Raw genomic sequence first — 12,559 nt, forward strand, 5'->3', positions numbered from 1 at the left:
TCTTATTAAAGAGGAAATTTGTAGTAATGTGTCGAAATATTGTTTTGTAGAGATGAGTATTAGTGACCAGAACCTTTAGTTCATGTTGTGGGTGATTATTAAAGTATAGAAAGGAATGAGGAAGTAAGGTGGATCAAAATAATAGTTCAAATCATGATGATACAACTCAAGTAGAGGAAGACACAAAGGTTTATGACCGTCGTTCAATAGAGGAAGAGTTGGAAAAGAAGCACGACGAATTAACATCAGATTACATCGGTCGTAACGATGAGTACTATAAGAGTAAATTCAGTAAATTTAAGCAAAAAGATACCAAGTTATCTTGGAATTTTGCTTCGTTTTTCCTTGATATATATTGGTTAGCATTTCGTAAAATGTATGGTTTAGCTGCAGGGTATTATATTAGCTTGCTAGTTATTTCACTAATATTTATTCAATTGATTTATTTAGGTTTTTCAGAAGATCTTATGATTTATATTTTACTTAGCATTGTTATACTATATAGAGTTTTGTTGGGTATGTTTGGTAATTATCTCTACATGAAGAAAGTTGATAAAGATATTGCATTAATAACTCGTAATATAGATGATGAAAAGGAACAGTTTAAAACCGTGAGGACTAAGGGAAGAACCTCTATTTGGGCAATCGTCGTTGCACATATTATTCTCATCATCGCCAACACATCCGTTCATTATATTGCAGAGAATGTTTATGGCAGTTATGACTTTGAAAACATGTCGGCTATCGAAATTGTTCAAGTTACAACCGTTTCAGAAACGGATACAACACCTATAGAACGCGCCTTAGATGATCAGTTTGATCAAAGTGAATGGGAATCTTACCCTTTTGAAGATGAATGGATGGAAGTTGTATATACTGGTACTGGTTGGAACCAAGAAGATCATATTGATGAAGTGGAAATTATATTTGATGTTAATACCGAAACGTATGAAGTATGGTACTACCAGATTTCGCTTGATGGTACTCCGTTATCCCAAGAAGAAACTGAACATATGTTTTTTGAAATCTTTAATTAATTTTATATATCTTTAGAAGGTGGGTTAATGGGAGGAAATAATAATAAAAACTTACTATGGCTTATTTTGTTAGAAATACTTAAAAACAAAAAAGTAAAAATCGTACTCATCTCGATCATAACAATCCTATTGATATTGACTTTAGTCATTATGTTTTACGTCCAGTATTCTATTCATAAAAGTGAGTTTGAATATAAAGAGGAAATGAACTTAAACTCATTAATTATAAGCGGTATGCGGGGAGTACATGGGTTTGATGAAAGTGAAAAAACAGAAAGCTTCCAACTAGAGACTAGAGGTAATACGATGGCTGCGCAAATTAACTCAGAGAGAAATTCAATCATTATGAGTTATGCTTTAGAACCAAAATTTTATCCAGTTGCTCACTTCTTCGGTTTCATTGAGATCAACGAAGATGGTGAGGATCAGAAGTATAGGGTTTCGGAAGAACATGATTTTTATCCAGGTCTTGGTACCTTTCATACCTATCAAAATGTAGTTTTATCGATATCATACTCTGGTAATGAAATAGCCATTTTCGACCTTGATACTGAAAAAATTATAATTAGGCAAGAGTTGAACGGGGATTGTCAAAGCTTAACTGGATTGAATGAACAAGCCTATGTATCTTGTGAGAATCGTGATGGTGATACGACAATTTATGAAATTGATTTAAATCGGTTTACGATCGAAGAGATGATACAAGAAACAAATACTCGCCTAGTTGATATGACTTTAACGGAAGAACATGGGTTATTAGCCGCTATTGTTCAGAACGATAGATATTTCCTGACGCAAATTAACGATACATCAGTGCACAAGCTTACTAGGATGGAAGATACGGAAATAACCCAAATAGCTGCAAATCAAAATAGTGTTTATATGTTGAAGGAAGATTTGAGCTATGAGGAAGATGACAAATATGTAGCATCTTATGATATTGTAACGGATGATTATAATATGGTTTCTTTAGAGGAAGATATCGTAACAATAGATATAGAAGTGATAGACGATAACCTTTATGTTATCTTCCGATATTTTGATGAGGGATATTATTTATTGGTTATGAACCATGATCTAGAAATTACAAATCAGTATCAATTAGAGAATATTTTACCTAGAGAGTTGTTGTTGAACCCTAATGTAGGGCTTGAAAGATAGATTATAGAATTGGGGAGAGATCTTATGGATACAATGATTGGTTTATTAGGATTGGCTTTTTTTATTGCAATTCATTTCATCCCATCTTATATAGCGATTAAGAGAAACAAGCATAACCGCGTCATGATATTTTGTATTAATGCTTTTTTAAGCTGGAATGTCGTTGGGTGGTTTGTAGCGCTCTACTTAGCGTTAAAGGACGATCCGCAAGACAAGATGTATAATGCAGTAAAGCCAAAAAGAATGTAAGGCTCGTCATTAGGCGAGGTCTTTTCGTTTGGCTTCAGTTATTGCGTTTACGTTCTAATCATAATATTGAGTTTGGATATAAAGAAGATGATTAAGGATGGTTAACATGTCTATTATTTTAAGAAGGTTAACAGGAGGAATCATTGATCATGTGATTCTTACCTTGGTAATATTACCAATTGTCATAATCAGTGAGCATTTAACAGATCAAGTTAATTTAGCGTGGCCGAGCTTTTATACGTTAGTAGTTTTAATTGTTATTCTTTATTTCTTGTATGGGTTATATTTAGAAAATAAAACTTCCCAAACAATTGGGAAAAGAGTTATGAAACTTCAAGTTGTCGATTCAAGGACTGGATCGACTGAAATATCAACTAAGCAATTAGTCATAAGGAATTTATTTCGTCCAATTGATTATGTTGCTGGATGGGGTGTTATACCGATTATTCTCTTCAGAAAGAGGTTGGGTGAGTTTATCTCGAAAACTGAAGTAAGAAAGATAGATAGAATAAAATCACTTAAAGGTGGGAGAGATAGTGAAAAGGTATTTTAAGAAAAATAGTTATGCACTCCTATCAATATTTTTCGGCTTATTACCCTTTATGATACTAAGGTTATTAACCATATTCAACTATCCACCATTACCATTTCTTTTTAAGTCTGCAATCGGAGTTTTAGTTTGGATTTCAGTGCCCATACAGTTAATACTACTGATCATTGCTTATAAAAAAGGATCAAACCCACTTTTATTAGTGCTTAGTACATTAATTTTCATTTGTTGGGTCATTGTAATATACCTTTTTGTATCTACTCCTTTCTTAGGTGTTTAGTAGGTATGTAGTTAGATTTAAATATAGATATATAGAAGGCTCGTCATATGACCAGGTAAAGAACAATAATATGACAGCATATAACACTTAAACCGATGTAAACTTATTCCAATAGACGGTGCGAATTTTAAACTTACTTATATTTAAAGGATGGTTAACATGTCTTTTATCCTAAGAAGGTTAACAGGAGGAATTATTGATCATGTGATTCTTACCTTGGTAATAATAACAATTGTCATGATCAGTGGACATTTAACAAACCAAGTTAATTCAGCTTGGCAAAGCTTTTATACGATTGCTTTAATTTTCATTATTTATATTTTGTATGGACTATATCTAGAAAATAAAACTTCCCAAACAATTGGGAAAAGAGTTATGAAACTTCAAGTTGTCGATTCAAGGACTGGATCGACTGAAATATCAACTAAGCAATTAGTCATAAGGAATATATTTCGTCCAATTGATTATGTTGCTGGCTGGGGTGTTATACCGATCATTCTCTTCAGAAAGAGGTTGGGTGAGTTTATCTCGAAAACTGAAGTTAAAAAAGTGCAGTAGAAACGTTCAGAAGAAGTTACTGTTGTTTTGTATCGAGAAGGAGAGAGGAAATGGCTTTAGAAAATGAACAATTAATTTTAGTAGATAAATTGAATAAAGTAGAGCTTAGTGGCTTTGCTCGATTAAATGAGTATCTTGTAAAAAATGGTGAAGGTGAGCAGATTTTAAGAATCGAAGAAAGAAGTAAAGGGCTCTCAACTAGGTTACTTTCTTCAGTAAGGCGTTCTTTTGAAATGGTTGTATTCCAAGGTAATAGAGAATATATAAGACTACAGAAACCATTTAGGCTAACTAACCATAAGTTAGATATTCACGATGATTATGGTTTATTAGGTAGTATAGAAAAATCGTTTATAGAAAATAGGTATATCGTAAGGGATAAGGATCAAGAACCATGCTTTGAATTGTCCTCTAGTATTGTTTGGGCTCGTTCCTTTAATATTGAAAATATGAGTCGGGAAGAAGTAGGGGTTATTGAAAAGAAATGGCCTGATAATATTAAACGGTTAGTTAAAAGTGATAACTTCTTCGGTATGAAAATAGATCGTGAGTTGTCAGTAGAAAATAAAAAGATATTACTAGGAGCTATCATTTTAATAGATTTTATTCACTTTAATTAGTCGATAGTGTAAGAGATTAGTGAAATAACTGAACGTCTTAAGTCACATATATGACTTAAGACGTTTTTTGTTTTATGACCGTGTTTGCTAACCTCCATTGTCATGTTTGTTTTTGGCTTTTAATAAAATATTGTATGAAGTCAGAAAGCTGAATGGAGAGAAAGAATTGAATTCACAAACAGGGCCAAGAGTTTTCCGTATGGATGAGGAGCTTGTTGAAGATTATATAGGTAAGAAATATTGGTATTATATAAAAAGTTTCACAGATATGAACAGAAAGCAGTCGAAATTGTCGTGGAATTTTGCTGCGTTTTCATTTGGTGTCATGTGGTTAGCTTATCGGAAAATGAACCGTCATGCATTAGCTTTTGCATTTCTCAAAGCTGTTATAGTCGGCGTATTAGTTTATCGGCAGTTGCACGAACATTCTGCAGACTGGTTTTTATTAGCCGTTGGAGGAACCGTTTTAGCCGCCCATTTAATTATTGGTGCATTAGGGAATCAGTTTTATATGGTTCATGTCTATCGCAACGTTAAAATTCTAGCTTACACACCAGTTTCAAGGGAAGCACAAGTGACCGGAGCAGAAAAGACAGGGCAGACGTCCTTCATATCTAGTGTTTTAGCGTTGTTAGCTTTAGCGGTTTTCAGTATGGCGTTGTTAATCGTTGTTGATGCAATTGAAAACAGAGTCGAAGAAGCACAACCTGTTGGGATAGAGCCTAGAAGTTACTATTCAACAGTAGACATTGTTAGTCGCTCTACGATTGAAGGTGATGGGCGCACGATTGGTGAAGTGTTTGATGAGCAATTTATGTTTGGTCAGTGGAATACGAACGATCTTGAAGGAGTAACAGAAGAAGTTGTCTATACCGGAACGTTACTACAAAGAGATGAGATATATGAAGTCACGCTCGTGTTTGAAGTCAATCCTCACGCTTATCAAGCAGTAATGTCAGAAGTGTTAGTGGATGGCTATTTGATGACGGGTGATGAAGCATGGAATTTGTTAAATAACTTATTTAAGTAATACAATAATCGTTGCGAGAGCTTTTGAATTCATAGGTGGTGAAGGTTAAATGTCAAAGGAAATGTGGAACGAAAACTTCTCAGAAAAGAAGTTTATTTATGGTAAAGAACCGAACGAGTTTGTTAAAGCTTATAGCGGTGTAATCCCTGACGGAGCTAAAGTAGTTTGTTTTGCTGAAGGTGAAGGGAGAAATGCTGTTTATTTAGCTGAAAATGGATATGATGTGTCGACTTACGATCAATCAGAGGTTGGTTTAGAAAAAACGAAAGAATTAGCTAAAGAAAGACAAGTTGATGTTAAAACGAATCAAAAAGACCTAATTAAGGAGACTGTGGAGCCGAATTTATATGACGCGGCTGTTATGGTGTTTGGACATGTGCCAAGACAAAATCAATCGTTTTTTATTCAAAATATGATTGATTCAGTCAAACCAGGTGGTTACATCATGTTTGAGGTATATTCACATGATCAACTTCCTTACCAATCAGGTGGTCCGAAGTCAGAAGAGTTATTGTATCATCCTAAAGAAGTATTAGACTGGATCGAACCGTATAAATGTCTCCATTATTTCTATGGTGAAGCTGAAAGATATGAAGGAGATCGTCATTATGGTCTTAGCCATGTCATTCAAGTCATCATTCAAAAAGTTTAAAAAACAAATTCCCGCTTATTAAAGCGGGAATTTATTAATTGTATTGATTTAATTCATACGGTTCATTATAAGTAACGTATGTTTTAGCGATTAAATCATGAATTGAACGCTTATCTTCTCGGAATACAACCATGAAAATGCTGACAATGACACCTATTCCGAACGTTAAGACATAGATTAGTCCACCGACAATCTCACGCAAAAGCATGGCGCCTAACCCAAGCTTAGTCCCATCAATTTTAGCGATTCTAATTCCCATAGCACGTTTCCCTAATGTATAACCGGTCCATAGAATTGGAAGTATGACGAAGTAAATTGGCTCGATAAACTCGAAGATTGTTTCTCTTTCCATGAAAAACTGCCCGTACACGATTGAAGTCATGATCCCAACTGTAATCATTAATACAATTCCATCGACTAATAAAGCAATTAATCTAATCCAAAATCCTGCTGGTGAATCTAGTTGTTGCATATGAAAACCACCTTTACTTAAAGATGTAACTTAATAGATTGAGAGTTTATGTATCTGTTTGTTATTATACTATTCTTGTTATTTCTCTGTCATTCATCTAGAACATATGGAAATACAAAAGAAAATGACTCGCTCAATCTAATAACAACCATTCCAACTTTAACACTTGTATAACATATTTTAAACTTTGAACGAGTCAAAACAATATTAAATTTTATTGGATGTGCAAAAGCTTAAGAGGTTGATACAATTGTCCACCTTTTGTCTCGGCTGTTACCTCATTAATTAGTTTCATTAAGTCTTGCCCATTAATTAATTTGACTGATTGTGAGTGTATCTGTTCTTCGAAATCGCCTGTCGTAATGAAGAAGGCAATCGATGCATTTGATTTTTCAAGTGATGATTCACATTTTTTAATTTCTTCAGGTGTAACAGTTATACTTTCGCCATTTCGGCAAACGACAGTTGCAAAGAAGTCATCAAAAGAAACAATTAAATCTTCACAAGGCATTCCATTAGGTTCTGTCACAAAGGCGTTATAGCCCATTTGTACGAACAGGTCACTAATATATTGTTCAAATTCGCTAGGGGACATTTGTTTTAACTGTTCAAGATCTCCGTGTTTTTGTAAGTACTGTCTTCTATATTCAATGATGCGTGCCCGCTTACGCTCATTTAAGTAGGTACGAGCAAAGTAGATTAACCCTAGTATCCCAGCTGTAGCTACCCAAGCAATACCTGGGATGTTAAATGTCCATTTAAGTAAGTCAAACGTTAAAGCTACTACAAATACACCTATTAAAATCCCGATTAATAGTGGATCTGTCTTCTTGTTCTTTCTTTTATTCACACCTTTCACCTCAAGAATATTATGTCCAAAAGAGATGAAATAACACATTTTACCACTACCCTTTGTGTAACACTTACACGTAAATTAACATAAATGGTGGGAATGTGAGAAGATTTCCTTTTTAAAATGTCCCAAAACATAGTAGAATGTATGTGGTAATAAGAGATTAAGAGGTGTTCAAAATGCTAGTTAAAGTTAACTTTATGCTTTCAATATCTGTTTTCCTTTTAATTGTGTTAAATTATTTTACTAATACAGTAAACACGTCACCGTTACTCATTACATCATTAATTGGCTTGTTAGTCTTATTAATCGGTGTTGAGAATTTTAAGTCCGGATCGAAGTTTAATGGGGTTTCTTTCATGGTGGCATCCGCATTATTGTTTTTAGTTGTTGTATTAGTAGCTTTAGGCATTTTCTAATTTTATAGTTCAAAGTAAAGATGGTAATGCATACGGCAGTTTATATTAAATTGAGCGTTACATTTTGGGCAATTTGTTCCGTGGTTCATGTATTCACGAATCGTTAATTCATCCCCACATGAACCACATAAAATTGCTTTCTTATCTCGTTCATCCCTGCCCCATTTCTCGATAGCGTGGCTAGTATGTTCCTCATGACACTTATAGCAAGGAAAATATTCATTACAACATTTGAATTTAATCGCAATTCGGTCGACTTCGGTGTTGTAATGGTTGCATCGCGTTTCTTCATCTATACTTCCAAACACATGTTTACCATGGATGAGCATTAAGCCCCCTCCTTATGAGATCCTTTGTTTAACTTTCTGACTGCCAACATAATCATTCCAACACCAGCTGCGGAGAATAAAAGACTAATATAGAAAAGGTATGTAAATCCCATCTCAATAACCGCTAACACAGATGTAACAAGCATAACAAAGGTAAAGAAACTGGATGTTTGCAGTTCTCTCGTTGCTCGGCTTGTCGATTTCCCTCGCACTCGATCTACTATAACTAAAATTAGAAATAAAATAATTCCCACTACAATCATACTAGTCCATACATTACTAATTAGTTCCATGATGTCTCACCTTCCTTATCTATTAATTTAACATAAATCTTAAATGCAAACTTGTATTTTATGTTACACATCAATCGAAATTTAAAGAATATTGTCGAAATTCAATCTAAATACTAGGTCAGGTTTAAAATAACCATTCTTTTGACTGTTTTTAAAGTTAATATGACCTCTATCTAGTTTGTTTAATGTGGTGTAATAAAATAGAATGAACATGGTTTTGTTAGCGGATAGGCAAATAGGGCAATTCTCGTCTAAATTGATGGTAAGTAAAAGAACGTACATCGCCTAGAGAAGCTACAATTAAATTTTGGAATGAGGACCTATGGACAGACTGAGTACCAGAAGATGTCGCTGAAAAGGTACAATTAGAATTATAATGCGTGAGGAGGCAAATTGTGACAAACGAAAAAGTAGTAGGGAAAGGTATAAAAGACTACCTTGAACAACCCGTTTTCAACTCGATCGAAGAAGAGCGTCAACATAATAAACAAAAGCTGGCTGCTGCCTTTAGGTTGTTTGGAAAGTTTGGATTTTCAGAAGGGGTAGCCGGACATATTACGTATCGTGACCCAGAATTAACAGACCACTTATGGGTAAACCCATACGGTATGCATTTTAATCACATTAAGGCTTCAGACCTTGTGTTAGTTAATAGTTCTGGTGAAGTTGTAGAAGGTAAATATTCAGTTCATAAATCGGCGTTTGCGATCCACTCTGCTGTACATGAAGCTCGACCAGATGTAGTTGCTTCAGCTCATGCACATTCAGTCTATGGTAAGACTTGGTCAGTAAGTGGTAAGTTACTAGACCCGTTAACACAAGATGCTTGTACATTTTATAATGATCATTCTATATTTGATGAGTATAAAGGTGTCGCCCTTGATGAAGATGAAGGGGTGCGTATAGGAAGAGCTCTTGGTCGTAACAAGGCTGTTATTTTAAGAAGTCACGGTTTATTAACGGTTGGTCAATCGGTTGATACTGCAGCTTTTTGGTTCATTACGATGGAAAGGTCTTGTCAGTCACAACTGTTAGCTGAATCGGCTGGAATCGTCAATCCGATTGCCTCAGACGATGCTGCTCACACAGCTAGTCAAGTAGGTCGTGAGGTTGATGGATGGGAAGGTTTCCAACCGCTTTGGCAACGAATTATTAAAGAAGAGCCTGAATTATTGAATTAAGCTATTCTAGGCGAACTCGATATATCGAGTTCGCCTTTTTTGATGGATAGAAAAATCAATTTTATGAAGAAGATTGGTTATTTCTCGGGAAATAAATCATATTTTGTCGGATATACAAGGTCTATAGAGCTACTGTTTCAATTTAACTGAATTTTCGTTTATAATAATAATGAATATTCAAAAAATAACTGAGGGGGAATACGATTGATTAAATTTCCAAAGCCAACTGTAGAACAGTTTTTTCGTTCATATGTCATCTCTAACTTTACTGTAAGTCCTAATGAAGACCGTTTGTTATTTAGTTCGAACTTGAATGGGACGATGAACATTTGGGCGATGAATTTACCCGATCAATATCCATACCTGTTTGCTCATCAAGATGAATCGAGTAACTTCTTAAAGTTTGACCCAGAAGGACGTTACGTTTTAGCAGGGTTTGATCGCGATGGTGATGAAAATTATCAAATTTACGCTGTCTCACCTGAGGGTGGATTGCCACAATCATTAGTTACAGGTGATTCAGAAGATAAGTACTTTTATGCACATTTATCAGAAGATGGTGAACGTTTATATTACGTGACGTCTAAAGATAACCCAAGCTTTCTCAACACGCGCGTGCGAAACTTAGAAACGGGCCAAGATGACTTAGTGCATGAAGGTGAAATGGGGCCGACTTTGTTAACAGCTGTTTCTGAGGATGAGAAGTCACTTGTTTTCTCAACAACCTTAGCGAATACATACTCAATAGCCTTTGTTAAGACGGAGGAAGGTGTCTTTGACTTAACACCAGATCGTGAGAAGGTTCACGTTAGTGGTGGCGCGACATTTGTTGGAAATACAGCAATATATTTTGTGACAAACTATGAAAGTGAATTTAATTATTTAGCGAAGTTTGATTTAACGAATAAAACGTTTGAAAAAGTGCTAGAAATTGAGAGTGAGAGTATTGAAGACATAAAGTATGACAAAGAGCGAGAACAGTTTTATTTAGTGACAGTAAAAGGTGTTGTCGATTATTTATATCGATATGATGTAAAAAATGGAACACTAGAAAATATCGATGCACCAGTTGATGTCATTGAAAAAGTTCAAGTCGCTAAATCTGGTAACGTCTATATATTAGGTCGTAGTGCCGTTATTCCGCATAATATTTTTAAATATAATGAGTCTGGTTGGAAGCAGATTACGGCTAATCGTGTGTTAGGTGTTAGTCCAGAAGAAATGGTTGACCCAGAAGTAGTCACATACGAATCATATGATGGTATGGAAATTGAAGCTTTACTATTCCGTGCCAAACCTGAGAATGATAATGGTCATACGGTTTTCTGGCCACACGGTGGTCCACAAGCAGCTGAGCGTAAGTTCTATCGAGCGATGTTCCAATGTTTGATAAATAGAGGTTATACCATTTTCTGCCCGAACTTTAGAGGAAGTACAGGTTATGGATCGTCATTTGTTAAATTAGTTGAACAAGACTGGGGAGAAGGGCCACGTCTTGATAATGTTCACGCTATTGAGTGGTTGTTTGAACAAGGTATTTCAAGTCCTGAACGACTATTCTTAGTTGGTGGTAGCTATGGCGGCTACATGGCACTACTTTTACATGGTCGTCACCCTGAATATTTCAAAGCAGTTGTCGATATTTTCGGCGTATCGAACTTATTTACGTTCGTTAACTCAGTTCCAGAACATTGGAAGCCGATTATGAAACGTTGGTTAGGGGATCCAGAAGAAGATCGCGAACGTTTTGAGAAGGACTCTCCAATAACGTATTTAGATGGAATGGAAAAACCAATGCTCGTTATTCAAGGGGCAAAGGATCCGCGTGTCGTTAAAGAAGAATCAGACCAAATTGTCGACAAGCTTCGAAGTGCAGGAAGAGAAGTTGAGTATTTAGTGCTTGATGATGAAGGTCACGGCTTCTCGAAGAAAGAAAACGAAATAAACGTTTATCAAACGATGTTACAATTTTTAGAGAAACATCAAACCGTAAGTCAAAAAGTGTAACGTTACTTTTGAAAGGAGTGTATCGTAAATGTGGGGTTTATTCGGCTTTGAACGAACGGAGTATCCGTTTGAACTATTCGGTCTTCCCCATATTGCGATGCTCCTTTTAACTTTTGTTGTCGCAATTTATTTGTTTTCCAATCGTAAGAAGATCCGTGAACAGAGTACGGTCGCTTGGACATATAGTTTAGTCGGAGTTCTAATTTTGGGTGAAGTCACGTTCCACATCTGGTACTTTGCCCATGGGGAATGGGACATTACGGTTAATCTACCACTTCAACTAAGCTCAATTTCGATGTATTTATGTGCGGCTATGTTACTAACAAAAGATTATCGCATGTTTGAAATTGCTTTTTTCGTTAGTATGACAGGTGCATTGATTGCGATGATCACACCTGAATTATTTTTGGGTTACCCACATATGCGGTTCTTCCAGTTCTTTCTCTCTCATATGGCAATCGTTTTGGCTTGTTTATACATGCTATGGGTCGAGGAATTCAAACCGACTTTTAGGTCAGTGTGGAGAGCGTTTGTAGCCCTTAATATCATTGCTTTTGTCGTCTGGAATATTAATAATGTTTTAGGTTCAAATTACATGTTTCTAAATGGGAAACCTAGTAGTGCAACCTTTCTAGATTATTTAGGACCATATCCGTGGTATATATTGTCGCTTGAGATCCTCGCAATTGGTTTATTTTTATTGATTTATGGGTTTGTGTATTGGACAGAAAATAAAATACAAAAGCAGTAAATAGTGAGAAAAGCAGGGTTTAAGAGCTCTGCTTTTTTTATGTAATAAACGGTCATACTTGTAAGCGTGAAGTCATATGTAGATATGTGAGCACTTATGAGAAAGGTGGTTTTGTAA

At 35.4% G+C, this 12,559-nt stretch carries 16 protein-coding genes; 12 read left to right on the plus strand and 4 right to left on the minus strand.

Annotated features, from left to right (window positions below; translation table 11 throughout):
- Window positions 1–128 precede the first annotated feature (128 nt).
- From J2R98_RS09145 to J2R98_RS09180, 8 genes are all read left to right on the plus strand, one after another.
- Entirely contained in the window at window positions 129–1,037 is a 909-nt protein-coding gene (locus J2R98_RS09145) for a DUF2628 domain-containing protein (protein WP_307068251.1), read from the plus strand.
- Window positions 1,038–1,064: 27 nt separating this feature from the next.
- Window positions 1,065–2,198, plus strand: a complete 1,134-nt coding sequence (locus tag J2R98_RS09150; protein WP_307068252.1) for a hypothetical protein — start codon at window positions 1,065–1,067, stop codon at window positions 2,196–2,198.
- Window positions 2,199–2,222: 24 nt separating this feature from the next.
- Window positions 2,223–2,447, plus strand: a complete 225-nt coding sequence (locus tag J2R98_RS09155) for a superinfection immunity protein (protein ID WP_307068254.1) — start codon at window positions 2,223–2,225, stop codon at window positions 2,445–2,447.
- Window positions 2,448–2,553: 106 nt separating this feature from the next.
- Entirely contained in the window at window positions 2,554–3,000 is a 447-nt protein-coding gene (locus tag J2R98_RS09160; RefSeq protein ID WP_307068256.1) for an RDD family protein, read from the plus strand.
- A gap of 436 nt (window positions 3,001–3,436) precedes the next feature.
- Complete coding sequence (locus tag J2R98_RS09165) at window positions 3,437–3,835, plus strand: RDD family protein (RefSeq protein ID WP_307068258.1); 399 nt, start codon at window positions 3,437–3,439, stop codon at window positions 3,833–3,835.
- 50 nt (window positions 3,836–3,885) lie between these two features.
- On the plus strand, window positions 3,886–4,455 hold the full coding sequence (locus J2R98_RS09170; protein ID WP_307068260.1) for a phospholipid scramblase-related protein: 570 nt from the start codon (window positions 3,886–3,888) through the stop codon (window positions 4,453–4,455).
- A gap of 166 nt (window positions 4,456–4,621) precedes the next feature.
- Entirely contained in the window at window positions 4,622–5,485 is an 864-nt protein-coding gene (locus J2R98_RS09175) for a DUF2628 domain-containing protein (RefSeq protein WP_307068262.1), read from the plus strand.
- A gap of 49 nt (window positions 5,486–5,534) precedes the next feature.
- On the plus strand, window positions 5,535–6,137 hold the full coding sequence (locus J2R98_RS09180; protein ID WP_307068264.1) for a class I SAM-dependent methyltransferase: 603 nt from the start codon (window positions 5,535–5,537) through the stop codon (window positions 6,135–6,137).
- 34 nt (window positions 6,138–6,171) lie between these two features.
- Here J2R98_RS09180 and J2R98_RS09185 read toward each other — a convergent pair whose 3' ends face one another.
- Together J2R98_RS09185 and J2R98_RS09190 are read right to left on the minus strand one after the other, a co-directional pair.
- Window positions 6,172–6,609 carry an RDD family protein gene (locus J2R98_RS09185; RefSeq protein WP_307068266.1) on the minus strand — a complete coding sequence of 146 codons (438 nt, stop codon included), beginning with the start codon at window positions 6,607–6,609 and terminating at the stop codon, window positions 6,172–6,174.
- Window positions 6,610–6,823: 214 nt separating this feature from the next.
- Window positions 6,824–7,459 carry a restriction endonuclease gene (locus J2R98_RS09190; protein WP_307068268.1) on the minus strand — a complete coding sequence of 212 codons (636 nt, stop codon included), beginning with the start codon at window positions 7,457–7,459 and terminating at the stop codon, window positions 6,824–6,826.
- Window positions 7,460–7,641: 182 nt separating this feature from the next.
- On the opposite strand from J2R98_RS09190, the gene J2R98_RS09195 reads away from it, so the two are divergent.
- Complete coding sequence (locus J2R98_RS09195) at window positions 7,642–7,881, plus strand: hypothetical protein (protein WP_307068270.1); 240 nt, start codon at window positions 7,642–7,644, stop codon at window positions 7,879–7,881.
- A gap of 2 nt (window positions 7,882–7,883) precedes the next feature.
- Here J2R98_RS09195 and J2R98_RS09200 read toward each other — a convergent pair whose 3' ends face one another.
- Both J2R98_RS09200 and J2R98_RS09205 read right to left on the minus strand, forming a co-directional pair.
- Complete coding sequence (locus J2R98_RS09200; RefSeq protein WP_307068272.1) at window positions 7,884–8,210, minus strand: CHY zinc finger protein; 327 nt, start codon at window positions 8,208–8,210, stop codon at window positions 7,884–7,886.
- On the minus strand, window positions 8,210–8,503 hold the full coding sequence (locus J2R98_RS09205) for a hypothetical protein (RefSeq protein ID WP_307068274.1): 294 nt from the start codon (window positions 8,501–8,503) through the stop codon (window positions 8,210–8,212). Before J2R98_RS09205 ends, J2R98_RS09200 begins: the two co-directional genes overlap by 1 nt.
- 395 nt (window positions 8,504–8,898) lie before the next feature.
- On the opposite strand from J2R98_RS09205, the gene J2R98_RS09210 reads away from it, so the two are divergent.
- From J2R98_RS09210 to J2R98_RS09220, 3 genes are all read left to right on the plus strand, one after another.
- A complete protein-coding gene (locus J2R98_RS09210) occupies window positions 8,899–9,684 on the plus strand; it encodes a class II aldolase/adducin family protein (RefSeq protein ID WP_307068276.1) in 786 nt (261 codons plus the stop codon).
- A gap of 204 nt (window positions 9,685–9,888) precedes the next feature.
- Complete coding sequence (locus tag J2R98_RS09215; RefSeq protein ID WP_307068277.1) at window positions 9,889–11,691, plus strand: S9 family peptidase; 1,803 nt, start codon at window positions 9,889–9,891, stop codon at window positions 11,689–11,691.
- A 28-nt stretch (window positions 11,692–11,719) separates the two neighbouring features.
- On the plus strand, window positions 11,720–12,442 hold the full coding sequence (locus J2R98_RS09220) for a YwaF family protein (RefSeq protein ID WP_307068279.1): 723 nt from the start codon (window positions 11,720–11,722) through the stop codon (window positions 12,440–12,442).
- The last annotated feature ends 117 nt before the right edge of the window (window positions 12,443–12,559 follow it).

It is taken from the genome of Alkalibacillus filiformis (assembly GCF_030814115.1).
GTDB classification, from domain to species: Bacteria; Bacillota; Bacilli; order Bacillales; family Alkalibacillaceae; genus Alkalibacillus; species Alkalibacillus filiformis.